General features: G+C 68.0%; 18 protein-coding genes. 8 read left to right on the top strand and 10 right to left on the bottom strand.

The genetic code is table 11. From position 1 onward, the window contains the following. Positions 1 to 671 precede the first annotated feature (671 nt). Together ACG01O_RS20300 and ACG01O_RS20295 are read right to left on the bottom strand one after the other, a co-directional pair. Positions 672 to 2,591, bottom strand: coding sequence for a bifunctional diguanylate cyclase/phosphodiesterase (locus ACG01O_RS20300; protein WP_394387229.1), 1,920 nt, complete (start codon positions 2,589 to 2,591; stop codon positions 672 to 674). A gap of 13 nt (positions 2,592 to 2,604) precedes the next feature. Further along, complete coding sequence (locus ACG01O_RS20295; RefSeq protein WP_394387228.1) at positions 2,605 to 3,222, bottom strand: transglutaminase-like cysteine peptidase; 618 nt, start codon at positions 3,220 to 3,222, stop codon at positions 2,605 to 2,607. Between the two features lie 137 nt (positions 3,223 to 3,359). On the opposite strand from ACG01O_RS20295, the gene ACG01O_RS20290 reads away from it, so the two are divergent. Continuing rightward, a complete protein-coding gene (locus ACG01O_RS20290) occupies positions 3,360 to 4,250 on the top strand; it encodes an HDOD domain-containing protein (protein ID WP_394387227.1) in 891 nt (296 codons plus the stop codon). Positions 4,251 to 4,257: 7 nt separating this feature from the next. Next, the gene (locus ACG01O_RS20285) at positions 4,258 to 4,824 is read left to right on the top strand and encodes a hypothetical protein (protein ID WP_394387226.1); all 567 of its coding nucleotides are present in this window, start codon (positions 4,258 to 4,260) and stop codon (positions 4,822 to 4,824) included. Between the two features lie 26 nt (positions 4,825 to 4,850). On the opposite strand, the gene ACG01O_RS20280 is transcribed toward ACG01O_RS20285, so the two are convergent. The 4 genes from ACG01O_RS20280 to aceE all read right to left on the bottom strand — a co-directional run bounded on the left by ACG01O_RS20280 (position 4,851) and on the right by aceE (position 11,445). Further along, a complete protein-coding gene (locus ACG01O_RS20280; RefSeq protein ID WP_394387225.1) occupies positions 4,851 to 5,063 on the bottom strand; it encodes a hypothetical protein in 213 nt (70 codons plus the stop codon). A gap of 178 nt (positions 5,064 to 5,241) precedes the next feature. Continuing rightward, entirely contained in the window at positions 5,242 to 7,047 is a 1,806-nt protein-coding gene (gene lpdA / locus ACG01O_RS20275; protein ID WP_394387224.1) for a dihydrolipoyl dehydrogenase, read from the bottom strand. Positions 7,048 to 7,062: 15 nt separating this feature from the next. Beyond that, entirely contained in the window at positions 7,063 to 8,715 is a 1,653-nt protein-coding gene (gene aceF, locus ACG01O_RS20270) for a dihydrolipoyllysine-residue acetyltransferase (protein WP_394387223.1), read from the bottom strand. 18 nt (positions 8,716 to 8,733) lie between these two features. After that, positions 8,734 to 11,445: a pyruvate dehydrogenase (acetyl-transferring), homodimeric type gene (gene aceE / locus ACG01O_RS20265; protein ID WP_394387222.1), complete on the bottom strand. Its 2,712-nt coding sequence runs from the start codon at positions 11,443 to 11,445 to the stop codon at positions 8,734 to 8,736. A gap of 184 nt (positions 11,446 to 11,629) precedes the next feature. On the opposite strand from aceE, the gene ACG01O_RS20260 reads away from it, so the two are divergent. From ACG01O_RS20260 to ACG01O_RS20235, 6 genes are all read left to right on the top strand, one after another. After that, positions 11,630 to 14,230: a PAS domain S-box protein gene (locus tag ACG01O_RS20260; protein ID WP_394387221.1), complete on the top strand. Its 2,601-nt coding sequence runs from the start codon at positions 11,630 to 11,632 to the stop codon at positions 14,228 to 14,230. After that, positions 14,227 to 14,850, top strand: a complete 624-nt coding sequence (locus ACG01O_RS20255; protein WP_088483486.1) for a response regulator transcription factor — start codon at positions 14,227 to 14,229, stop codon at positions 14,848 to 14,850. Before ACG01O_RS20260 ends, ACG01O_RS20255 begins: the two co-directional genes overlap by 4 nt. Before the next feature lie 69 nt (positions 14,851 to 14,919). Further along, a complete protein-coding gene (folD, locus tag ACG01O_RS20250; RefSeq protein WP_394387220.1) occupies positions 14,920 to 15,774 on the top strand; it encodes a bifunctional methylenetetrahydrofolate dehydrogenase/methenyltetrahydrofolate cyclohydrolase FolD in 855 nt (284 codons plus the stop codon). 180 nt (positions 15,775 to 15,954) lie between these two features. Continuing rightward, complete coding sequence (locus ACG01O_RS20245; RefSeq protein ID WP_394387219.1) at positions 15,955 to 17,943, top strand: M3 family metallopeptidase; 1,989 nt, start codon at positions 15,955 to 15,957, stop codon at positions 17,941 to 17,943. Between the two features lie 35 nt (positions 17,944 to 17,978). Further along, positions 17,979 to 19,673 carry an amidohydrolase gene (locus ACG01O_RS20240; RefSeq protein ID WP_394387218.1) on the top strand — a complete coding sequence of 565 codons (1,695 nt, stop codon included), beginning with the start codon at positions 17,979 to 17,981 and terminating at the stop codon, positions 19,671 to 19,673. Between the two features lies 1 nt (position 19,674). Next, entirely contained in the window at positions 19,675 to 20,190 is a 516-nt protein-coding gene (locus ACG01O_RS20235; RefSeq protein ID WP_394387217.1) for a DUF1697 domain-containing protein, read from the top strand. A gap of 130 nt (positions 20,191 to 20,320) precedes the next feature. Here ACG01O_RS20235 and ACG01O_RS20230 read toward each other — a convergent pair whose 3' ends face one another. From ACG01O_RS20230 to ACG01O_RS20215, 4 genes are all read right to left on the bottom strand, one after another. Next, positions 20,321 to 20,944 (bottom strand): PEP-CTERM sorting domain-containing protein, encoded by a 624-nt coding sequence (locus ACG01O_RS20230; RefSeq protein ID WP_394387216.1) that lies wholly within the window; start codon positions 20,942 to 20,944, stop codon positions 20,321 to 20,323. A gap of 155 nt (positions 20,945 to 21,099) precedes the next feature. Beyond that, positions 21,100 to 21,615, bottom strand: a complete 516-nt coding sequence (locus ACG01O_RS20225) for a hypothetical protein (protein WP_394387215.1) — start codon at positions 21,613 to 21,615, stop codon at positions 21,100 to 21,102. Positions 21,616 to 21,620: 5 nt separating this feature from the next. After that, the gene (locus ACG01O_RS20220) at positions 21,621 to 22,160 is read right to left on the bottom strand and encodes a hypothetical protein (protein WP_394387214.1); all 540 of its coding nucleotides are present in this window, start codon (positions 22,158 to 22,160) and stop codon (positions 21,621 to 21,623) included. Between the two features lie 48 nt (positions 22,161 to 22,208). After that, positions 22,209 to 25,037 carry a M16 family metallopeptidase gene (locus ACG01O_RS20215; protein WP_394387213.1) on the bottom strand — a complete coding sequence of 943 codons (2,829 nt, stop codon included), beginning with the start codon at positions 25,035 to 25,037 and terminating at the stop codon, positions 22,209 to 22,211. Between the last annotated feature and the right edge of the window lie 16 nt (positions 25,038 to 25,053).

Genomic DNA, 25,053 nt, shown 5'->3' with positions numbered 1-25,053 from the left:
CGAACTCTTGACGCTGAGACACGGTGCTCTTCTCCATCCAGACCATGGGCTTCTTCCGGGGCTTCGAAACCCCGAAAGCGTTACCCATGTGCTGGCACACCCGTTACCCATGTCTCCGGTCTAAACACTGCGCCAGAAGAAAGTCACCAAAGAAGAGGCGCTGAACCGCACACGGCCACTGGCCGGCGACGGACATCGCGCGAGAACGGGCGGTGGGTTGTGGGTACGAAGCGAGCCGCTGCGCTCTCGCCGCTGTCCTTGTCACGAGCCCGATGCATCCACCGCTCGTGCGCCTAACGTCGGCTGAACGCCGAACTCACGACTGGAAAAGAAGCGCCGTCGACGGCGCGTCGCGGCGGAAGCTGCATTCATTGATGAGCCCGGCGTGCAGCCGGCGTTAAGCGGCTGAGCGGCGCGGGTTGTGGTGCTCGTGACAAGTGGGCGGCGAGAGCGCAGCGGTTCGCTTCTACGCGTCAGCCGAGCGGCTGTTCTCGCGCGCGAGCCTCACCCGAGGCCCGATGGTGTGCGGTTAGCGCCTCTCTTTTGGTGACTTTTCTCTGGCAAGACAGAGAAAAGTTACTCGCCCGCCGGGGCGAACTCCCGGCTCGGTGCACCGAACGCAAAAGGCTCCCCGCAAAGGCCCCAACGCGGCCCCCTCGGGCCAAGGCCGATCAGCCCCGCCCTTCCGTCACCCACGGCCCCGTGATCCCATCCAGATCACAGTCCCACAAGGCCTGGGCATCCATCTCGTCCACCACGCCCTCGCCATACACCTTCAGCGCCAGGCTGCGCAGCATGATCACCATGCCCCGCACGAACGCGGCGCGGCCCGCTTCGCCTGCCACGCCCAGCAGCACCGAGGCGTCGAGCTTCACGTAGTCCAGCCCCGCCTGGTACAGCCGCTCCACCTGCGCCAAGCCCGCGCCCGCGTGCTCCAGGCCCAGCTTCACGCCCAGCGGACGCAACTGCTGGCCCAGTTCCAGCAGGCGGTCGAAGTGCTCGGTGGCCGCGGCTTCGGTCAGGTCCAGCAACAGGCCGCGCGCGGCCTGGGGTTGATGCTCCAGCAAGGCGCGCAGCTGATGCAGGAACACCGCATCTGCCAGCGAAGCCGGCGCCACGTTGATGCAGCGCGCCTGCCCGTCGTCCTCGATGGCGTCGAGCGCCAGGCTGACGGCGAACAGGTCCAGCTGCGCCGTCAGCCGCGCCCGCACGGCCAGCGGCAGCCACACCGCGGCCGGCTGGTAGCCGCCTTCGAGTGCCAGCTGAAGCGGGCATTCCAGATGCAGCACACGGCCCGCGCGGTCTTTCACCGGGTACTCGGCCAAGCGCCCGCGGCGGGCCGACACTGCGGCCTGCAGCTGCGCGCGCCACAAGCCTTCGCCTTGCTCGCGCCCCAGGCCCGGGTCGGCCACCACCTGCACCACGAAGCCACCGCGGGCTTCGCCCTCGTGCTCGGCGCGGGCCAAGGCGGCATCAGCCTCGCCCAGCCAGACACTGCTGGGCCGGTCACGCGCCAGCTCAATGGCGCCCAGCGCCACCTGCACGCCCGACCCATAAGCCGGCAAGCTCGCCCGCAAGGCGTCCGCCAACGCATGGGCAGTTTCTGCGGCCACGCCCTGCGCGGGCAGCCACAGTGCAAAGTCGCCGCCGTTCAGGCGCCCGACGCGGCAGCCCGACACCGAGGCCGGGTACGCCTGCAGCGCACTCACCACGGTCAGCAGCACATCGTCCACCCCTGCGCGGCCCAGCCGTGCATTCAGCCCGGCCACATCGCGCAGCCGCACCAGCACCAGGCCGGCGGCGGGCGGTCCATCGTCGCGCTGCAACGCAGCTTCCAGCTCCGCCAGGAAGTGCCGGCGCGTGGCCACGCCAGTCAAGGGGTCGCGGTGCACCTGGTCGCGCAGCACCAGCAACTGGCCGGCCTGCGCCTCGAACAGGTCTTTCACACGCTGCACCATGGCATTCATGGCGCGGGTCAGGCGTTGAAGTTCAGGCACGCGCGGCTCAATGACCTGGCCGTAGGTGCCGGCCAGCACGCCCTCGGCCTGCGCCACCGCAGCATCCAGCGGGCGGCGGATGCGCCGCAGCGCGCCCCAGGCCACCACCGCCGCGGCCATGCCCACCACCAGCAGCCAGGCCACCAGGCGGCGCACGCTCAGCCACAGGGCATCGTGGGCGTAGCTGGAGTGGCTCTTCAACTCCACGGTGCCAATCGCATTCCAACCGCTGGACACCTGGGCCACGCCCACATCGGCGTCGATGGGCAGCAGCGCCTGGAACCAAGCCGGCGCCTGGCCGGCCCGCGGCGGCTCGACCCGCTCGAACCGCACGTCGCCATTGGCCGCACGCCAACGCACGAACTGGTAAGCCCCGGTGTCGAACTGCGCCGACACCAGCAGCTGGATCAGCTCCGCATCGCCCCGTTGCTGAGACAAAGCCAGCGCCAGGGTCTGCGCGTTGTCGGCGTTCTTGAGGCCCAGCTGCGTGCGCATCAACTGCTGGGTGCTCAGGGCCGACAAGCCCACCGCCCCCACCAGCGCCGCCAGCACCACCCCCAGCACCAGCCAGGCGACTTGCCGCATCAACGACATGGCGCATCCTCCATCACAAGAACCCCTCTGCTTTGACCTTGGCCACGAGATCGCGCCACACCGACAAACGCGCCATGGGATCTCCGGCCGTCACGGTGCCCGCGCCCTGCCACAGCCCCTCGGTGTTGAAACTGAACACGGGCGTGAGGTCCGGGCGCTGCGAGGCCGGAAGCACCTCGGCGCGCAGGTTGTCCAGGATCAGCGGCTCCGCGGCGGGCTGGGCATAGTAGGCCAGCACCATGTGCGCCAGTGATTGCCCCTGCAACCGCGCCCGCACGTACACCATGCGCAGCCGCGCCGTGGGCACGCCCGAAGCGGCCAGGCTGAAGTACTTGGCGATGGCGTAATCCTCGCAATCGCCCGCGCGCTTTTCCAGGCTTTCCAGCGGCGACGCCCAGTAGTCCGGCACACCCCACACGACCTGGTCGTCTTTGAACGCCAGGCGCCGGTTGAAGAAGTCGTTCACTTCCTTGAGTCGCACCGCTTCGTCTTGCGCGCTGGTGCGCTCGATCAAATGCACGAGGGCCTGGGCTTGTTCCACCACCTTGGGCCCGCGGGCCGCGGCGGCCTCCATCACGCGGACGGCGTCGTAAGCCGCTGCCGCCAGCCAGGGCACCGACGCCAACGCCAACAGCCACAGCCACCGGGGGCCTGGGGCACCCCACCGGCGCGGTAGCAAGACGGCGAGCAAGGAAGTGGGCAAGATTGACGGCAGTCAAGAAGTCGTTTCACTGTACCTGCCCCCAGCGCACCTAAGATTTTCGGATCATGCAGAACCCGGCACCTTCTCTCACGCCCCGCACCCAGCAGATCCGCGACGACCTGGACCAATCCCGCCGTCGCGGCGGCCTGCAACAGATCCAGATCCCTCCCTGCCCGGCCCTGCTCAAGGAGCTGCAGGAAGCCATGAGCGGCACCGAGCCCGACCTCAACGCCGTGGCCCGCATCGCCTCCAGCGACGTGGCCATGGCCGCCACGCTGCTGCGCATTGCCAACGGGCCGCTGTTCAAGCCCGTGGGGCTGCCGTGCACGACCGTCGGCCAGGCCATGACGCGCATCGGCCTGAACGAAAGCGTCGCGGTGATGACCGGCTTCCTGGCCCAGCACGCCATCCCGGTGAACGCGCCGCAGCTGGCCCGTTTCTGGGAACGCAGCACCAAGCGCGCCATGGCCATGGCCTGCATCGCGCAGCAGCTGCCGGGTTTGTCTGCCGACCTGGCCCACAGCTTCGGGCTGTTCCTGCACGTCGGCATTCCGGTGTTGATGCAAAGCGTGCGGGGCTACGCCTCGACCATGGTGGAAGCCGCCGCCCGCATCGACCGCCCCTACATCGCGACCGAGAACGCCAACCACAAGACCGACCACGCCGTGGTGGGCGCGCTGGTGGTGCGGGTGTGGAACCTGCCCCCGGTGCTGATGGCAGCCATCCGCCTGCACCACGACTTCGCCGCGCTCGGCCACGCCGACATCGACCCCGAAGTGCACACCCTGGTGGCCGCCGGCCTGATTGCCGAGCACATCATGCGCCGGCACGAGGGCCTGCCCGAAGATGCCGACTGGGCCGACCACCACCAGGATGCGATGGACTGGCTGCACATCAGCTGGGACGACCTCGCGCACTGGGAAGAAGCCATCGTCACCCAGTTCGACGCGGCCTGAGCACACGATGCGCCGGCCCCGCCTGCGCGTGCTGGTGCTTGCCGCGATGGTGGTGGGCACGGTGGGCACGCTGGCTTGGTGGATCTTCGGCCCGGCGGGCGTGCGGGTCGAGCTGACCCGCCGCAGCTGGCGCATGGAAATCGTGGTGGAGCGGCTGCGGGCGGAATCCGGCTCAGACTGGTGTGACGAGCTGCCCGCCGGCGCGTTCGACATCAGCCGGCGTGTCATTCAAGACCCCACCGGCCGGCGGGCCGAGCCCGGCGAGCATTGCCGCTACAGCGTGCTGGCGTGGCGGCGCAGCTGGATCGTGAAGCAGGAAGGCGGCCCGGACGACCGGCCCACCTGGCCCAGCCCGCCCTTGCGCCTGGCGCCACCCGGCGAGCCCGGCAGCGAGCGGCTGGGCGCGCGCGAAGCGTTCTATGAAATCGAGCTCAGCGACGGTGGCGACCACCTCTGGACCTGCCGCCTCGACCCGGCGCGCTGGCGCGAACTGCGGGTGGGCCAGCGCTACCGCATCCCCGTGGACCGCTTCGGCACCGCCGACTGCCCGCGCATGTATCCGTCGCGGATTTGAGGCTTTCAGGCCTCAGTCATCCGGTTCTAGTGCATCAGGTGCCAGACACCCACCAGCACATTGCCCCACACCGTGATGTTGAAGCCCAGCAGCGTGAACACGCGCAGGTAGTTCCAGAGCGTGCGGGCGCGGTCCAGCGCTTCATCTGCGCCGGTGAACACATACACGCCCATGAACACCGCCGACGGAACGAGTGTGGCGGCCATGACCAAAGCCATGAATCCGTAGAAAAAATTCATGGGCGCATTGTGGCGAGAGGAAATGCCCCCTTTTGGCCGGCCCGCGGTCGTTCAGATGTGAAAAAGGCCCGGAACCTTGTCGGTTCGGGCCTTTTGGGCAGTTCTAGGGCAGGAATTGCCGCGTTTCGTGCCGGATGCTGCCGGTTCGCGCGGGTCGGCCCAGGGCTGACCCGGCGCCTCACTTCTTGCGGGCGGGCGGCACGTCGGTGCAGGAGCCGTGCGCCACCTCGGCTGCCATGCCCAGGCTTTCGCCGAGCGTGGGGTGAGGGTGGATGGTCTTGCCGATGTCCACCGCGTCGGCGCCCATCTCGATGGCCAGCGCGATCTCGCCAATCATGTCGCCGGCATGCGTGCCGACGATGCCGCCGCCGATGATGCGGTGGCTTTCCTCGTCGAAGATCAGCTTGGTGAAGCCCTCGTCGCGGCCGTTGGCAATCGCACGGCCCGAGGCCGTCCAGGGGAACAGGCCCTTGGTGATCTTGATGCCCTTGGCTTTCGCTTCGTCTTCGGTCATGCCCACCCAGGCCACTTCGGGGTCGGTGTAGGCCACGCTCGGGATCACGCGGGCGTCGAACTGGCTCTTCTTGAGCTTGTCGTCACCCAGGATCTCGCCAGCGCACACCTCGGCTGCCACGTGGCCCTCATGCACCGCCTTGTGGGCGAGCATGGGCTGGCCGACGATGTCGCCAATGGCGAACACGCTGGCGACGTTGGTGCGCATCTGCACGTCGACCGGGATGAAGCCGCGGTCGCCGACGATGACACCGGCGTTCTCGGCACCGATCTTCTTGCCGTTGGGCGTGCGGCCCACGGCCTGCAGCACCAGGTCGTAGCGCTGGGGCTCCTTCGGGGCGCCTTCGCCTTCAAAGGTCACGTAAATGCCGTCGGGCTTGGCTTCGGCCGCCACCGTCTTCGTGTTCAACATGATGTTGTCGAAGCGGTGCTGGTTGAACTTCTGCCAGACCTTGACGAGGTCGCGGTCGGCGCCGGTCATCAGCGTGGGCAGCATCTCGACCACATCCAAGCGCGCGCCCAGCGTGGAGTACACCGTGCCCATTTCCAGGCCGATGATGCCGCCACCGACGATGAGCATCTTCTCGGGCTTCACGCCCATTTCCAGCGCGCCGGTCGAATCAACGATGCGCGGGTCGTTGGGCAGGAAGGGCAGACGCACGGCCTGCGAGCCGGCCGCGATGATGAGGCGCTTGAAGGCCACGGTCTGCACCGCGCCCGTCTTGGCCTGGCCCACAGCACCCTCGGTCGCTTCGACCTTCAGGTGTTGCGCGTCCAGCACCGTGCCAACGCCGCGCAGCACCGTCACCTTGCGCATCTTGGCCATGGCGGCCAGGCCGCCGGTCAGTTTGCCGGTGACCTTGTTCTTGTGGGCGCGCAGCTTGTCGATGTCGATGGTCGGCTCGCCGAACACCACACCCAGGTCGGCCATGTGGCTGGCTTCGTCCATGACGGCGGCCACGTGCAGCAGCGCCTTGGACGGGATGCAACCCACGTTCAGGCACACACCGCCCAACGTGGCGTAGCGCTCGACGATGGCGACCTTCAGGCCCAGGTCCGCCGCGCGGAACGCAGCGGAGTAACCGCCAGGGCCGCCGCCGAGGACGACGAGGTCGAAAGCCTGGTCAGCACTGCCGCTGTAGGTGGCAGCAACCGGTGCAGCGACCGGGGCTGCAGCAGCAGGCGCAGGAGCCGGGGCTGCAGCGGCTGCCGCGGGGGCCGGCGCCGCAGCGGCGTCCGACTCCAGCGACACGATGACCGAGCCCTTGCTGACCTTGTCACCCAGCTTGACCTTGATCTCCTTCACCACGCCCGCGGCGCTGGACGGAATCTCCATCGAGGCCTTGTCGCTCTCGACGGTGATCAGGCTCTGCTCCACTTTGACGGTGTCGCCGGCCTTGACCAGCACCTCGATGACGCCGACTTCGTCGAAGTCGCCGATGTCGGGAACTTGAACTTCAATGAGTGCCATGAGTTCAGCTCCCGATCACAGCGCAATGCGGCGGAAGTCCGCCAGCAGCGACGCGAAGTAGACGTTGAAGCGAGCCGCGGCCGCGCCGTCGATGACGCGGTGGTCCCAGCTCAGCGACAGCGGCAGGATCAGGCGCGGCACGAAGGCCTTGCCGTCCCACACCGGCTCCATCGAGCTCTTGCACACGCCCATGATGGCCACTTCCGGCGCGTTGATGATGGGCGTGAAGTACTTACCGCCGATGCCGCCGAGCGACGAGATCGAGAAGCAGCCGCCGCTCATGTCGGCCGGGCCCAGCTTGCCGTCGCGCGCCTTCTTGGCGAGGTCCGACATCTCCTGGCTGATCTGGAAGATGCCCTTCTTGTCAGCATCCTTGATGACGGGCACGACCAGGCCGTTGGGCGTGTCCGCCGCGAAGCCGATGTGGAAGTAGCTCTTCAGGACGAGCGTGTCGCCGTCCAGCGAGCTGTTGAACTCAGGGAACTTCTTCAAGGCCGCCACGGCCGCCTTGATCATGAACGCCAGCATCGTGACCTTGATGCCGGCCTTCTCGTTTTCCTTGTTCAGCTGCACGCGGAAGGCTTCCAGCTCGGTGATGTCCGCGTCGTCATGGTTGGTGACGTGCGGGATGACCACCCAGTTGCGGTGCAGGTTGGCGCCCGAGATCTTCTTGATGCGCGAGAGTTCCTTGCGCTCGACCGCGCCAAACTTCTCGAAGTCCACCTTGGGCCAGGGCAGCAGGCCGGGGAAGGCACCGCCCGTGGCGGCAGCTGCGGCCGGCGCGGCGGCCTTCTGGGCGGCGGTTTGCACGGCGCCCGACATCACGGCCTTCACGAAGCCCTGCACGTCGCTCTCGACGATGCGGCCCTTGGCGCCCGAGCCCTTCACCTCGGCCAGCGGCACGCCCAACTCGCGGGCGAGCTTGCGGATGCTGGGTGAGGCGTGCGGCAGCTGGCCCGTGGGGGCCGTGGGCTGGTGGGCCGGCAGGGCCGCAGCCGGCGCAGCGGCGGCTTGGGCAGGCGCGGCCACCGGTGCAGCGACAGACGCCGCGGCAGCCGGCGCCGCAGCGCCGCCTGTGGCGGGTGCAGCAGCCGCAGCGGCCACGCGGGCCAGGGCCGTGCCCTTGCTGACCTTGTCGCCGATCTTGACCAGCAGCTCTTCGACCACGCCGGCGGTCGACGACGGAATTTCCATCGAGGCCTTGTCGCTCTCGACGGTGATCAGGCTCTGCTCCACCTTGACGCTGTCGCCGACCTTGACCAGCACTTCGATGACCGCGACTTCGTCAAAGTCGCCGATGTCCGGCACGACCACCGTGACCGAGCCGCCTGCCGGGGCCGCAGCCACTGGCGCGGGTGCCGCCACCGGGGCCGGGGCGGCCGCTGCCACCGCAGGTGCGGCGACCGGTGCCGGGGCGGATGCGGCGGCGCCTTCGGCCTCCACCAGCACCAGCAGGCTGCCTTCCTTGACCTTGTCGCCCACGGCGACCTTGATCTCCTTGACCACGCCGGCGGTGGACGACGGAATTTCCATCGACGCCTTGTCGCTTTCCACAGTCACCAAGCTTTGCTCGACCTTGACCGTGTCGCCGACCTTCACCAGCACCTCGATGACGCCGACTTCGTCGAAATCGCCGATGTCGGGAACCTTGACTTCAACCAATGCCATGTCTTGTCTCCCTCGGCTTTACGCGTACAGAGGATTGATCTTGTTGACGTCGATGCCGTACTTGGCAATCGCCTCGGCCACGCGCTCCATCGAGATCGCGCCTTCGTCGGCCAGCGCACGCAGGGCGGCCACGACGATGTAGTGGCGGTTCACCTCGAAGTGGGCGCGCAGCTTGGAGCGGAAGTCCGAGCGGCCGAAACCGTCGGTGCCCAGCACCTTGTACGAGCGGCCCTTGGGGATGAAGGCACGGATCTGCTCCGCGTAGTTCTTCATGTAGTCGGTGGAGGCGATGACCGGGCCGGTCGTGCGACCCAGTTGCTGCGTCACGAACGGCACGCAGGCCAGCTCGGTCGGGTGCAGCAGGTTCCAGCGCTCGGCGTTCTGGCCGTCACGGGCCAGTTCGTTGAAGCTCGGGCAGCTCCACACGTTGGCGCTGATGCCCCAGTCTTCTTCCAGCAGCATCTTGGCCACCTGGCTCTCGCGCAGGATGGTGCCCGAGCCCAGCAGGTTCACGCTCAGCGGCTTGGCCGCGTCGGCCTCTTCCAGCAGGTACATGCCCTTGAGGATCTGCTCCTCGGTGCCGGCCTTCAGGCCCGGCATCGGGTAGTTCTCGTTGAGCAGGGTGATGTAGTAGAAGACGTTTTCCTGGTCTTCCACCATGCGCTTGAGGCCGCGGTGCATGATGACCGCCACTTCGTGCGCGAAGGTGGGGTCGTAGGAGATGCAGTTCGGAATCGTGCCGGCCAGGATGTGGCTGTGGCCGTCTTCGTGCTGCAGGCCTTCGCCGTTCAGCGTGGTGCGGCCCGAGGTGCCGCCCAGCAGGAAGCCACGGGCCTGCATGTCGCCCGCCGCCCAGGCCAGGTCGCCGATGCGCTGGAAGCCGAACATCGAGTAGTAGACGTAGAACGGGATCATGATCCGGTTGTTCGTCGAGTAGCTCGTGGCCGCAGCAATCCAGCTGGCCATGCCGCCGGCTTCGTTGATGCCTTCCTGCAGGATCTGGCCGGCCTTGTCCTCGCGGTAGTACATGACCTGGTCCTTGTCGACCGGGGTGTACAGCTGGCCCTTGGGGTTGTAGATGCCGATCTGGCGGAACAGGCCTTCCATGCCGAAGGTGCGGGCCTCGTCAACCAGGATGGGCACCACGCGGGGGCCGATTTCCTTGTCGCGCAGCAGCTGCGTCAGGAAGCGGACGTAGGCCTGGGTCGTGGAGATCTCGCGGCCCTCGGCGGTCGGGTCCAGCACGGCCTGGAAGGTCGTGAGGTCCGGCGTCTTGAACTGCTCGTCGGCCTTGGCACGGCGGTGCGGCAGGTAGCCGCCCAGCGCCTGACGGCGCTCGTGCAGGTAGCGCATTTCCGGCGTGTCGTCGGCCGGCTTGTAGTACGGGATCTTGGCGAGCTCGCTGTCCGGCACCGGGATGTTGAAGCGGTCGCGGATGTACTTGATGTCGTCGTCGGTGAGCTTCTTGGTCTGGTGGACGGTGTTCTTGCCCTCACCGGCCTTGCCCATGCCGTAGCCCTTGACGGTCTTGACCAGCAGCACGGTGGGCTGGCCCGTCTTGTTGTTGTGGGCACGCTCGAAGGCGGCGTACACCTTCTCGGGCTCATGGCCGCCACGGCGCAGCTCGAAGATCTCGGCGTCGCTCATGTGCTCCACGAGCTTGGCGGTTTCGGGGTACTTGCCGAAGAAGTTCTTGCGGATGAAGGCGCCGTCGTTGGCCTTCATGGCCTGGTAGTCGCCGTCCAGCGTTTCCATCATCAGCTGCTTGAGCTTGCCGCTCTTGTCGCGCGCCAGCAGCTCGTCCCAGCCCTTGCCCCAAATCAGCTTGATGACGTTCCAGCCGCTGCCGCGGAACTCGCCTTCGAGCTCTTGAATGATCTTGCCGTTGCCGCGCACCGGGCCGTCCAGGCGCTGCAGATTGCAGTTGACGACGAACACCAGGTTGTCCAGGCCCTCGCGCGCCGCCAGGGCGATGGCGCCCAGGCTCTCGGGCTCGTCCATTTCACCGTCGCCCATGAAGGCCCAGACCTTGCGGTTCTCGGTGTTGGCAATGCCGCGGGCGTGCAGGTACTTCAGGAAGCGCGCCTGGTAGATGGCCATCAAGGGGCCCAGGCCCATCGAGACGGTCGGGAACTGCCAGAAGTTGGGCATCAACTTCGGATGCGGGTAGCTGGACAGGCCCTGGCCGTCCACTTCCTGGCGGAAGTTGTCGAGCTGGGCTTCGGTCAGGCGGCCTTCCAGGAAGGCGCGGGCATACACGCCGGGCGCGCTGTGGCCTTGGATGTAGAGGCAGTCACCGCCGTGGTTTTCGCTCTCGGCGTGCCAGAAATGGTTGAAGCCGGCACCCAGCATGGAGGCCAGCGACGCGAAGGAGCCGATGTGGCCGCCCAGGTCGCCGCCGTCTGCCGGATTCAGGCGGTTGGCGCGCACGACCATGGCCATGGCGTTCCAGCGCATGTAGGCGCGCAGGCGCTTTTCGATCTGGATGTTGCCCGGGCAGCGGGCTTCGGCTTCCGGCGGGATCGTGTTGACGTAGCCCGTGGTGGCCGAGAACGGCAGATCGATGTTGTGGTGGCGGGCGTGCTCCAGCATCTCCTCGATCAGGAAGTGCGCGCGCTCGGCGCCTTCACGGTCGATGACGGCGGACAGCGCATCCAGCCACTCCTGGGTTTCCTGCGGGTCGGCGTCGTGCGGTGCGGCGCCTGGAAGTTCTTGCGGCTGGGCGGACATGGCCGGTCTCCTAAAACGGGCTCGCCTCTTCGGGCGGCGGACTGAGTTGCAGACGTGATCGATCCGGGCGGACTGCCCCGGGGCGCGGCGCAGTGTCTCACAAGCTCCCGATTTTTTCCAAATGGCGCGACATGATTTCATATTGCGAATTTTTGACAGTGTCGGCGGCCCAGATAATTTCGCCATGCCCCCCGCCTCCGTCACGCCCAAACGCAGCCAACGCTGGATTGCCACCCTCCGCCGCGTGGTGGCGACGTGGTGGGTCCGGCAATCGCCCTCCCGCCAGGACCGCCTGGCCACGCTGGGGCCGCTGATCTCGGTGCTGCTGTTCCTGGCGGCCATCATTTCGGCCTTCTGGTACCTGCGGAACGAGGAAATCGAGCGCGAGACCGAGTCCGTCAAGCGCGACACCGAAATCGCCCAGCAGCAGATCCGCCTGCGCCTGATCGAGAACCAGGAGCAACTGGTGCGCATCGCGCGCGAGGTGGTGACGCGGCAGATCGACGCCCACGAGTTCTCCGCCCAGGCCCAGGCCTTCGCGCGCGAGCGCCCGGAACTCACCCACGTGACCTGGCTCAGCGCCAAGCGCGAGCGCCGCAGCAGCGTGGGCGCCGCGGGCTTCCAGGCCGACGGCCTGATGTCGGTGAACGGGGACGACCCGTCCATGCCCATGCCCAACCAGTCGAACGCGGCCGAGATCGCCTTCGAGGCGGCCAAGGAGCGCCGGCAGCCGGTCTACTCGCCACCGTTCTCGGACGTGAACGGCACCACGGTCTTCCAGCTGCACATCCCGCTGATCGACCGCGGCGGCTTCGCCGGGGTGTTGATCGCTGAGTACACCGTGGAAGCGCTGCTGCGCTACTACGTGCCCAGCGAAGTGGCCACGCGGCACAGCATTGCGGTGCTGGACGCACGCGACCAGATCGTCAGCAGCACCGTCACGCCCATGCCCGGCCAGGGGCTGCGGCGCGCATCGCTGCTGCACGACGTGCCGCTGGCGCCCGCGCTCAACGGGCTGGTGCTGCGCGGCCAGGGCTGGCGCACCTCCATCGGCCTGATCAACAACGCCCTCTTCTGGCTGGTGCTGGCCCTGGCCGGCATGACGGTTTGGATGCTGCTGGGCACCTGGCGCCACATGCGCCGCCGCACGCAGATCCAGAACGCGCTGACGCTGGAAACCAACTTCCGCCGGGCGATGGAGAACTCCATGCTGACCGGCATGCGCGCCATGGACATGGACACGCGCATCACCTACGTGAACCCCGCCTTCTGCGCGATGACCGGGTTCTCGGAGGCCGACCTCGTGGGCCGCACCCCGCCCTACCCCTTCTGGCCCACCGACCGGCGCGAAGAGAACGCCCGCCTGCTGCAGCAAGAGCTGCAAGGCCGCAGCCCCTCGGGCGGCGTGGAAGTGAAGATCCAGCGCAAGGACGGCAGCCAGTTCGACGCCCGCGTGTACGTGTCGCCCCTGGTGGACACCAAGGGCAAGCAGACCGGCTGGATGACCTCGATGACCAACATCACCGAGGCCAAGCGCGTGCGCGACCAGCTCAGCGCCTCGCACGAGCGCTTCACCACCGTGCTGGAGGGGCTGGACGCAGCGGTGTCGGTGCTGTCGGTGAACCCGCCCGAGCTGCTGTTCGCCAACCGCAGCTACCGCCTGTGGTTCGGCGCCGACCCCGCTGGGCACGCACTGCTGGCCGGCGGTCAGCTGATGGGCACCACCAGCCGCCGCGGCGGGCTGGACGACGGCGACCCCGAGTTTGACGAGGTGGACGACTACTCCGGCCTGCCCGCTGAAGCCCTGACCGACATCGGCTCCGACCCCCGCGAGGTGTATGTCGAGTCGCTCGCGATGTGGTTCGACGTGCGCGCCCGCTACCTGCAGTGGACCGACGGGCGCCTGGCGCAGATGCTGATCGCGACCGACATCACCATGCGCCGCCACGCCGAAGCGCAGGCCGCGCTGCAGGCCGAAAAGGCCCAGGTCACCAGCCGTTTGATGACCATGGGCGAGATGGCGTCCAGCGTGGCCCACGAGCTGAACCAGCCGCTGACCGCCATCACCAACTACTGCAACGGCATGGTCAGCCGTGTGCGCAACGACAGCATCGACAAGGAAGCGCTGATGGCGGCGCTGGAAAAGACCGCCAAGCAGGCCCAACGCGCCGGCCAGATCATTCACCGCATCCGCAACTTCGTGAAGCGCAGCGAGCCGCAGCGCCAGCCGGCCTTCGCCACCGACATCGTGGAAGACGCGGTGGAGCTGGCCGGCATCGAGCTGCGTCGCCGCAACGTGGCCATCCACACCTACGTCGCGCAGCGACTGCCGCAGATGATGGTGGACCCCATCCTCATCGAGCAGGTGCTGATGAACCTGCTGAAGAACGCGGCCGAGGCCATCGACAACGCCTCGCTGCCCACCTCGCGCCGGCACATCGAACTGCGCGTGGTGCCCAAGCACAGCGCCGAGCTGGGCGGGCAGATCGAGTTCTCCGTGACCGACATGGGCCCGGGCCTGCCGGACGAAGTGCTGGCCCGCATGTACGAGGCGTTCTTCTCCACCAAGGCCGACGGACTGGGCATCGGGTTAGGGTTATGCCGGTCTATCGTCGAGTCCCACCAGGGCCGGATAAAAGCCGAGAACCTCTACAATGGATCCCTTGTCGTTGGCTGCCGATTCGCCTTCACGATCCCGGTCACCATCACCTCAGAACAACTGCGTCAGGAAGCCGTTCAAGGCACTCCCGGCAGCGCTCAGCGAACCGAACCCACAGCACCATGAGCCTGATTCCGAAGAAGGGCAACGTCTACGTTGTCGATGACGACGAAGCGGTCCGCGACTCCCTGCAATGGCTGCTCGAGGGCAAGGACTACCGGGTCAAGTGCTTTGATTCCGCCGAATCCTTCCTCGCCCGCTACGACCCCCGCGAAGTCGCCTGCCTGATCGCCGACATCCGCATGGACGGCATGACCGGCCTGGAACTGCAGGACCGCCTCATCGAGCGCAAGAGCCCGCTGCCCATCGTCTTCATCACCGGCCACGGCGACGTGCCCATGGCCGTGCAGACGATGAAGAAGGGCGCGATGGACTTCATCGAAAAGCCCTTCAAGGAAGAAGAACTGCTGGCCCTGGTGGAGCGCATGCTCGACCAGGCCCGCGACGCCTTCTCCAGCCACCAGGAAGCCGCCAGCCGCGACGCCCTGCTGGCCCGCCTGACCACCCGCGAAGCCCAGGTGCTGGAGCGCATCGTCGCCGGCCGCTTGAACAAGCAGATCGCCGACGACCTCGGCATCAGCATCAAGACGGTGGAAGCGCACCGCGCCAACATCATGGAAAAGCTCAACGCCAACACCGTGGCCGATCTGCTCAAGATCGCATTGGGTGCCACGGCAAAGGCCTGAGACCCACCCACCCCCGAAAGCCGCTGAACCCTCAGCGGCTTTTTTGCTTTCTGATTTCTGGAGTTGCACATGACCGCCCAACTGATCGACGGCCTCGCCCTGGCCAAGCAAACCCGTGCCGATGTGGCCGCCCGCGCCGCCGCCCTCACCGCCCAAGGCAAGCGCCCGGGGCTGGCCGTGGTGCTGGTGGGTGACAACCCCGCCAGCCAGGTTTACGTGCGCAACAAGGTGAAGGCCTGCGAGGAAGCCGGCATCCACTCGGTGCTGGAAAAGTACGACGCGACCATGACCGAGGCCGAACTGCTGGCCCGCGTGGACGCGCTGAACAACGACCCCACCATCCACGGCATCCTGGTGCAGCTGCCGCTGCCCAAGCACATCGACGACCACAAAGTCATCGAAGCCATCGCACCCACCAAAGACGTCGACGGCTTTGCGGTGGAGAGTGCCGGCGCGCTGATGGTGGGCGAGCAAGGCTTCAAGGCCTGCACGCCCTACGGCTGCATGAAGATGCTGGAGAGCATCGGCATGGGCAACTTGAAGGGCAAGCACGCCGTCGTCATCGGCCGCAGCAACATCGTGGGCAAGCCCATGGCCATGATGCTGCTGGCCGCCAACGCCACGGTCACGGTGTGCCACAGCGGCACGGCGGACCTCGCCGCCATGACGCGCCAGGCGGACGTCATCGTCGCCGCCGTGGGCAAGCGCAACGTGCTGACGGCCGACATGGTCAAGCCCGGCGCCGTGGTCATCGACGTCGGCATGAACCGCAACGACGAAGGCAAGCTCTGCGGCGATGTGGACTTCGACGGCGTGAAGGACGTGGCCGGCTGGATCACCCCGGTGCCGGGCGGCGTGGGCCCGATGACGATTGCCATGCTGCTGGTCAACACGCTGGAATCGGCCGAACGCGCCGCGGGCTGACCCCCCACCAGCCGGCGACGCGGCGCCACTCGAAGACGGCGCGGCCCGTGGCCCGGCACAGCTGGCTTCGCGGCGGCCGCAGCCGCGGCCGCGCGAGGGCCGGCCAGCCTGGCGGCCGTGAAAAGCAGCCGTGCCGAGCGGCCGGCTTGAAATTGGAAAGAGACCCAACACATGGCTGAGATGACCAACCCCCTGCTGTCCACCGCCGCCCTGCCCGACTTCGCGGCCATCCGCCCCGAGCATGTGCAACCGGCCATCACCGAACTGCTCGCGGCCGCGCAGGCTGCACTGGATGAGGCCGTGAAGGCCGACACCCCGGCCGACTACGACGCACTCTCCGCCATCCTCGATGCCGCCACCGAACGCCTGGGCACGGCCTGGGGCGCCGTCGGCCACCTCAACGCCGTGGCCGACACGCCGGCGCTGCGCGAGGCCTACAACGCGATGCTGCCCGCCGTGACCGAGTTCAGCACGGCCATGGGCGCGAACGAAGCCTTGTTCGCCAAGTACAAGGCCGTGATGGCCGCGCAGGGCGATGCACTCAGCCCGGCACGCCGCCAGGTGCTGAAGCACGCGATCCGCAACTTCGTGCTGTCGGGCGCCGAGTTGCAGGGTGCAGCACGGGAGCGCTACGCGGCCATTCAGGAGCGCAGCGCCGAACTGCAGCAGCAATTCAGCGAGCACGTGCTGGACGCAACCGATGGCTGGAGCCACATCGCCACGGCGGATGAACTCGCGGGCGTGCCGCAGGACGTGCTGGACGCAACCCGGCTGGACGATGGCGGCCACAAACTGACGCTGCACTTCCCCGTCTACCTGCCGGTGATGCAGTACGCCGTGAACCGGACGCTGCGCGAGACGCTCTACCGCGCCTACGTCGCGCGCGCGAGCGAACAAGGCAAGCCCGAGTGGGACAACACCGCCGCCCTGCGCGAAATCGTCGCGCTGCGGCAGGAAGAGGCTCAGCTGCTGGGCTATGCCAACTTTGCCGAGGTGTCGCTGGCCTCCAAGATGGCCTCGTCGCCCGCCGAGGTGACGACCTTCCTGCGCGACCTCGCCCAGCGTGCGCGCCCCTTCGCGGAGAAAGACCTGGCGGAGTTGCGCGAGTTCGCCCAAGGCGCGCCGCTGGAAAGCTGGGACGTGTCGTACTGGAGCGAAAAGCTCAAGGAGGCCCGCTACGCCTTCAGCGACCAGACGGTCAAGCAGTACTTCACCGCCACGAAGGTGGTGCCCGGTCTGTTCTCCATCATCGAACGGCTGTTCGATGTGACCGTGACCGAAGCCCACGCCTCCGTCTGGCACGACACGGTCAAGTTCTACGAACTGCACCGCCACGGGCAACTCGTCGCGCAGTTTTATCTGGACCTGTACGCCCGCCCGGGCAAGCGCCCCGGCGCCTGGATGGACGAGGTGCGCAGCCGCTGGCTCAAGCCCTCCGGCGACCTGCAAACCCCGGTGGCGCTGCTGACCTGCAACTTCGCTTCCCCCGTGGGAGGCAAGCCGGCGCTGCTGACGCACGACGACGTCATCACGCTGTTCCACGAGTTCGGCCACGGCTTGCATCACATGCTCACGCAGGTGAACGACCTGGGCGTGTCTGGCATCTCGGGCGTGGAATGGGACGCCGTCGAGTTGCCCAGTCAGTTCATGGAGAACTTCTGCTGGGAGTGGGACGTCTTGCAGCAGCTCAGTGGCCATGTCGACAGTGGCGAGCCGCTGCCGCGCGACCTGTTCGACAAGATGACCGCGGCCAAGAACTTCCAGAGCGGCCTGCAGACCCTGCGCCAGATCGAGTTCGCGCTGTTCGACATGCGCCTGCATGGCGAGCCGGGCTCGGAAGCCAACGTGCAGCAGGTGCTGGACGCCGTCCGCGCGGAAGTGGCCGTGCTCGTTCCGCCCGCCTTCAACCGCTTCCAACACAGCTTCTCGCACATCTTCGCCGGCGGCTATGCAGCGGGTTACTACAGCTACAAGTGGGCCGAACTGCTCAGTGCCGATGCCTGGAGCGCCTTCGAGGAAGAAGGCGTGTTCAACGCCGCCACGGGCCAACGCTTTCTACATGAAGTGCTGGAGCAAGGCGGCGCACGCGATGCCATCGACAACTTCAAGGCCTTCCGCGGCCGCGAGCCGACGATCGACGCGCTGCTGCGGCATCAGGGCATGAACTGATCGGCCGGCCGCCCGCAGTCGTCGAGACTGCGGGCATGCCCATTCCCCGACTCCTTGCCACCGCCGCCCTGCTCTTGCTGGGCGGCGGTTCTGTTTTTGCCCAGGCCTTGCTGGTGCACAACGCGAGAGGCCTCACGCTGGACGAGCGCGGCCGCGTGATCCGCTTCGATGCGATGCAAATCGGGGTGGATGGCCGCGTGCAGGCCATCGGCAAGCTGGGCGAGTTGCCGCCCGGCGACCTGCCGCGCCTGGACGCGGGCGGCCGCGTGCTCATGCCGGGCCTGATCGACGCCCACGGCCACGTGCTGTCGCTTGGTGCCGCGCGTCGGCGGCTGCAGTTGCGCGACACGACCGACCTGCCCGCCGCGCTGGCCGCGGTTCGCGCCCACGCACAGGCCCGACCGCAAGCCGCCTGGCTCACCGGCGGCGGCTGGAACCAGGCCACCTGGCAGCTGGGGCGCTTCCCGACGGCAGCTGAACTCGACACCGCAGAAGCCCAGCGGCCGGTGTGGCTGACCCGTGTGGACGGCCACGCCGGCTGGGCCAACAGCCGCGCACTGCAGCAGGCTGGCATCACCCGCACCACGCCCGACCCTGCCGGCGGTCGCATCGAGCGCGATGCGCAGGGCGAGCCCACCGGCGTGCTGGTCGACGCCGCGATGGGCCTCGTCGAGCGCCATGTGCCCGGCGACGACCGCCAAGAACAAGCGGCGCAGCTGGACGCCGCCGAAGCCGAGTTGCTGGCGCTGGGCATCACCACCGTGCATGACGCGGGCATCTCCAGCGACGCGGACGACCTGCTGCGCGAACGCGCCGCCGCCGGCACGCTGAAGCTGCGCGTGTACGGCATGGCGCGCGGCAGCGACGGCGCCCTGATGGCTCGCCTGCGCAGCACCGGCCCGCAACTGGACGCCGGCGGCGCTGACCACGGCCCGCTGGGGGGCCACTACGTGCTGCGCGCGGTCAAGCTGTTTGCTGACGGCGCCCTAGGCAGCCGCGGCGCGGCATTGCTCGCACCGTACAGCGACGCGCCGGAGTCACGCGGGCTGCTGTTCCGCAGCGACAGCGAATTGCTGGGCCAGATGCGCGCGGCGGCACAGGCTGGATTCCAGGTCAACGTGCATGCCATCGGCGACGCGGCCAACCGCCAGGTACTGGCGGGCTTTGAAACCCTGGCGCGGGAGATGGGCGCGCGCAGCACCCGCTTGCGGCACCGCATCGAACACGCGCAGGTCGTGGCGCCGAGCGACCTGCCGCGATTCGCCCGCGCGCAGGTCCTTGCGTCCGTTCAACCCACCCATGCCACGTCGGACATGAACATGGCCGAAGAGCGCGTGGGCCCGCAGCGAATCCAGGGCGCGTACGCCTGGCAACGCCTGATCAAGGCAGGGGCCCGGTTGGCCTGCGGGTCGGACTTTCCGGTGGAGGAGCCCAACCCGTGGGCCGGGCTGCACGCGGCCCTCACCCGCGAAGACGCGGCGGGCAAACCCATCGGGGGCTGGTACCGCCAGCAGACCCTGCAACCGGTTCAGGCGCTGGACTGCTTCACCCGCGCCGCCGCCTACGCCGGGCACGCAGAAGCCGATCTGGGCTCGCTCACCCCTGGCCACCGAGCCGACTTCATCCTGCTGGACCGCGACCCGCTGACCGCCTCGCCGGCGGCGCTGCTCAAAACCCGCGTGCTGCAAACCTGGGTGGGCGGCCGCCAGGTTCACCGCCTGGAGCCCTGACATGCGCTACGTGGCACTCTGGCGCGGCATCAATGTGGGCACGGCCAAACGCCTGGCGATGGCCGACTTGAAGGCGCTGCTGACGGGTCTTGGCGCCACCGATGTCCACACGGTGCTGAACAGCGGCAATGCGGTGTTCGACCGGGCCAGCCCGCCTGACGCCACCGCCTTGCGAGCCGCCGTTCGCGCAGAACTCGGCGGCGATGCAGCCATCATCCTGAAGACAGCCCAACAATGGGCAGGCATCGCGGCCGACCCGGCACTGCCGCAGGCCACCGACCCGAGTCGCCTGATGGTGGCCATCGCGGCGGATACGCACGCGCTCGCCGCGCTGCAGACATCGGCTTGGCCTGCCGACCCGGTGGCGCGATGGACCCCGCAGGCCGGCTACCTGTGGTGCCCGGAGGGCGTGCTCGCCAGCCCCGCGGCTGTCGCGTGCCTCAAAGGCCACGGCGATCGAGTCACCACCCGCAACTGGGCCACGGTCCAAAAACTGGCGGCCTTGGCGGCGCGCTGACTTCCACGCGGCTCCGCATCACTGCCCCAGGGTCGACGGTCTCGGACCTCGGGGCGTCGAGGGCAACAAAAAAGCCGCTCCAAGGAGCGGCTTCTTTATCGTGACAGCAGCCTCTCGGCCGCCCCTGCGATCAGACCTTGGCGCGGCGACGGGCCACGCCCGCACCCAGCAGAGCCAAACCGGCCAGCGCAACCGAGGTCGGCTCCGGCAGTTGTTGGCCACCTGCGTCGACGTAGGTGCGGAAGTTGATGTCGTAGTCAGCAGCCGCGAACTGTTGGCCGTTCAGGTAAACCGCGCCATCGGTGTACTCGTCACCGGCCGTACCAGAGAACGAGGGATCGAAACTGTCGGCGTTGATACCCGTCAGGCCGATCATGAACTGGTCGCCCGCGTTCAGCATGATGCCAGCCGACGACACATCAATCACATTCCAGCCCACGCTCAGCGTGTTCAGCTTCGCGAAGAAGTCGTTCGTGTCCGCTTGCCAGCCGCTTCCCAGGTTGACGAAAACCGTGGTGCCCTTGCTGAGCTGATCGCTGGCAGAAAAGTTGAAAGCAATCGCGGTCAACTTGCCGGAAATGCCAGCCGTCACAGACTGCTGCCAAGTGAGGGACGGATTGCCACCGTTGAACGCCACCCCGCCAATAACGTCGTTGGCTTGATCAATCACCGGTGCTGCGACAGTGCTCGAAGCGAGCGTGAGTGCGGCGACTGCGGTAGCGGCTTGGACAGCCAGGAATTTGCCGAATTGCATGGGGCGCTCCAGGGAAGATGCCCTAGCGAAAGCACACAACGTGCCAAGCCAATGTTCCAGCTTGAAAATCAAGCACTTACTTCATCAACCGAGGGAAACTTCGGCCTGCTCTGTAAATTTTGTAAATTCGACCGACACCCGACGCGCGCCCGGAATCAGCGCGGTGCCGACGCAGGGGACGAAACTGCCGGCCCCTCCTCCAACCACTGTTCCAACCGGTCGCGGCCGTGCCGCCGTTCGATCTCGGCCGACATGACCTTGTTGTAGCCCTCGACAAACGCTTCGGCCAGCGGGGGCGACTCTCCCGTCTTGCGAACCCAGGTCACCCCGTACTTGGACTTCAGCGCCTGGGCGCGCGCTCGCTCGGCGGCCGTGGGTGGCTTGTCCGGGCCGCGGAATTGCAACTGCAGCAACCCGGCCTCCAAATCCACTCGGGCGCAGGCTTCGCCACGCGCCAAGGCGCCGGCGGGGTTGCCGATGCGCAGGTCGACCGACGCAATCAGCTGCCGCTCGGATTCGGCCGACGGCGTCAACACGCCAAATCGGTTGAACAACCCGAACACCACGCCAGCAGACAAGAGGCTGCACAGCACCGCCACGCCGTGGATGGGGCGGAAGCGGCGCCCCGGCATGGGCGGGCGGTCGGGCAGGCTGGGAACAAGGCGATTCATGGCATTCAATGGGACGAGGAAGACGGCGACGGTGCGAGCGACAGCGGCGCCAAGGCGCCTTGAACCCGGGTTTGCCAATCGGCGCGCTCGCTGGGCGGCCAATCGGCCCAGTGCGGCGCATCGGCTTCCAGGGCATCGGCCAAGTCCTGCAGGGTCGACTGGCCGGTCACCTGCGCGGCCAGCGTGAGCCTGGCCACCCATTCCTGGATTTCTCGCACCGCCGGGTAGGCCTGGAACAGCCAACGGGCCACGTCCGGGCGGTGCTGCCAGTCGGCGCTGTCAAAGCGCTGCAGCGCCTGCGCCGTCAAGCGCTGGCCGGCGCCCAGGCAGTCGAACGCGACACAACCCGGAAATCCTTGGTCCGCCAGCTGCGCATGGATACCGCAGCGGTGGTCGGCACACAGGTGCTGGCAGGCCGTCTCGGCCGGCTTGTCGAAGGCGAAGCCCTGCACCGCATCGAACGGCGGGACGACGCAGCACAGCGCAGCGCAGGCGCTGCAGTCGGCTTTGAGGCGGGCGGGCAAAGTGGGAAGAGGACGGCTCACGGGCGGATTGTCCGCCAGGGCTCCGGCCGTCCCTGGCCGCGCGCCCTGTCAGCGGAAGTCACCCGCCGTGGAGATGATGAAGCCGTCGGCGCGGATGTGTTTGCGCCAGGCCGCATTCACCTGCTCCACCGTCACGGCGGCCAGCGCGTCGTCGCGTTGCTGGGCGTAGGCCCAGGTCAGACCGCGCTCGGCCAGGCCGGCCAAGCCGCCAGCGATGGCGCCGAGGTCGGCCCGGCTCTGACGGCGGCCTTCCAGGATGTCGTGCTGGGCCCGCTGCAGTTCGGCGGCCGTCACCCCATCGGCCGTCAGCCGGGCGAACTCTTCCTGAATCACGGCAATGACCCGTTCCCGCTGCGCCGGGGCGAAGCTGGCCTGCACCGAGAAGCTGCCCGCATTGCCCCAGGCGCTGCTGGAGAGGCTCGCGCCGATGCCGTAGGTCAAGCCCTCCCTCTGCCGCACCCGGGCCGACAGCCGGCTCTCCAGCCCGCCGCCGCCCAGGATGTGCACGGCCAGCTCCAGCGCGGCCTGGTCGGCGTCGTCGGCGTTCACGGCCAGCGGCTGGTGCAGGCGCACGATGGCGTTGGCTTTGTCCCGCGCCACCGCGTCAAACCGCGCGGCCGGCACCGCCACATGCGTCGGCACATCGCGCACGAAGCGGGGCGCGGCGGGCTTCTTCCAGTCGCCGAGCAGGGCGTCCACCTCGGCGGCCAAGCCGTCGGGCAGCGCGCCCACCACCTGCACCTGGGCCTCGTTGGCGCTCCAGTAGTCGGCATAGAAGCGCTTCACATCGTCCAGCGTGGTGGCGCGCAGATTGGCCAGCCGTTCGTCCACGCTCATCACGTAGTCGGGGTGCCCCAGGCTCACGCCGCGGGCGAGGTTGTAGTGGGCGCGCGTGGCCTCCTGGCGCAGCACGGCCGGCTCCTGGCGCGAGGCCTCCAGCCCGGCCAGCGTGGCCTTGACCTCGCGGTCGAACGCGTCCTGCGGAAACAGCGGCCGGCGCAGGGCATCCACCACCACGCGCAGGGCCGGCAGCAGCGTGTCGCGCTCGGCGCTCAGCACCACGGTGGCGCCTTGGTCGCCACTGCTGACGTTGAAGCTGGCCCGATGCTGAATCAGCGCGTCCTGCAGCTGCTGGCGCGTGAAGCCCGCGCTGCCCTCGTCCATCAGCGCCCCCACCAGCCCGGTGCCGTTGCGGGCGAAGGTGGCGTTGCGCTCGCCCCAGCGCAGTTGAATCTGCATCACCACCGTGTTGCCGCGGGTCTGCTTGCGCAGCGTGTGCAGCTCGATGCCACTGGGCAGCCGGAGGCGTGTGGTGCGCGCCTCCAGCACCGCCGGCACCGGCGCCAATTGCTCGCCCTCCTCCACCTGGGGCGGCGGCTTCAGCGACGCCAGCCGCTGCGCCAGCGGCGGTGCTGCAGGAATTTCCACCCGCTCCACCTGCTCGGCGGGCAGGTAGCGCCCCAGCGTGCGATTGGCCGGCTTGAAGTAAGCGCTGCGCACCCGCTCCACATCGGCCAGCGTCACCTGGGGCAGGTCGTCCATCAGCTGGAACAGCAGCCGCCAGTCGCCCGCGGCGATCAGGCCGGAGATTTGCTGAATCAGCGCCTCGGGGTTCTTCATCTGCTGGCGGTAGCTGTTGACCGCGATGTCGCGCACGCGGGCCAATTCGGCCTCGGTGAACGCCGGCGCGCCGCGCCCTTCCACCAGATCCAGCAACCGGGCTTGCACCCGGTCCACGTCAGCCCCGGGCGGCAGAACGGCATACGCCGAGACCGTGCCGGGGTCCACGCCGCCCACACCAGCCACGCCCGCGGCAAGTGCCAGCTTGGGCTCCACGATCTGCTGGAACAGCTGACCGCTGGGTTGCAGGCTCATCAGCAAGCCGTACACGATGAGCGCGGCTGTGTCCGGGTGCGTGATGGCCGGCACGTGGTACGCCGCCAGCAACAGCGGCTGCCCGCCCACCCGGCGCACCACCACCGTCCGTTCACCGTCTTGCGCGGGCTCCACCGTGTAGGGCTGGGGCACAGGCGTGGCCGGTGCCGCCACCGGGCCGAAATGCCGCGCCACCGCGGCCAGCGTGGCGGCCTTGTCGAAGGCGCCGGCAATCAGCAGCGTGGCGTTGTCGGGCCGGTAAAAGCGCTTGTAGAAGGCCTGCAGCTTCTCGATCGGCACGTTCTCGATGTCGCTCTTGGGGCCGATGGTGGCCCGGCCGTACGGGTGCCACGCAAAGGCCGCCGCCGCCACGCGCTGGTTCAGCACCGCAAACGGTTGGTTCTCACCGCGCTCGAACTCGTTGCGCACCACGGTCATCTCGGTGTCGAGGTCGGCCTTGGCCACGCGGCTGTTCACCATGCGGTCGGCTTCCAGCTCCAGCAAGAAGGCCAGGGTGTCGGCATTCGCGTTGAACGACGCGAAGTAGTTGGTGCGGTCCACCGTGGTCGTGCCGTTGAAGCGCACGCCGCGCTGCGCCATGGCCCCCGGGATGTCGGTCTGCCGCGCCGTGCCCTTGAACAGCAGGTGCTCCAGCAGGTGCGCCATGCCGTACTCGCCGGGCGCCTCATGCCGGCTGCCCACGCGGTAGGTGATGTTGACCGTGGTGGTGGTTTGCGTAGCGTCGGGCAACAACAGCACCTGCAGGCCGTTGGGCAGGCGGTATTCCTCGATGCCGCCCAAGGCCCGCACCGCCTGCGGCACCACCGGGCCTGTTGCCGCCTTCTGGCGCGAAACGGCCGCGGGCTTGGGGCTCGCCGCAGTCGCCTGCGCCTGCGCGCCGCCCAAGCCCAAGGCCCACAGCGCCAGCGCCGCCGCCAGTGCGGCGCCCAATCCACGCGTTCCTGGCGCGCTTCGGCGCACCAGGCCAAGAGGGGTGTTCATTCGGGGTGTCTCCATC

Source organism: Pelomonas baiyunensis, from assembly GCF_043555935.1.
Lineage (GTDB): Bacteria > Pseudomonadota > Gammaproteobacteria > Burkholderiales > Burkholderiaceae_C > Pelomonas > Pelomonas baiyunensis.
The sequence above is the reverse complement of the archived record's forward strand: the minus strand, read 5'-3'. Positions and strand labels throughout refer to the sequence as shown.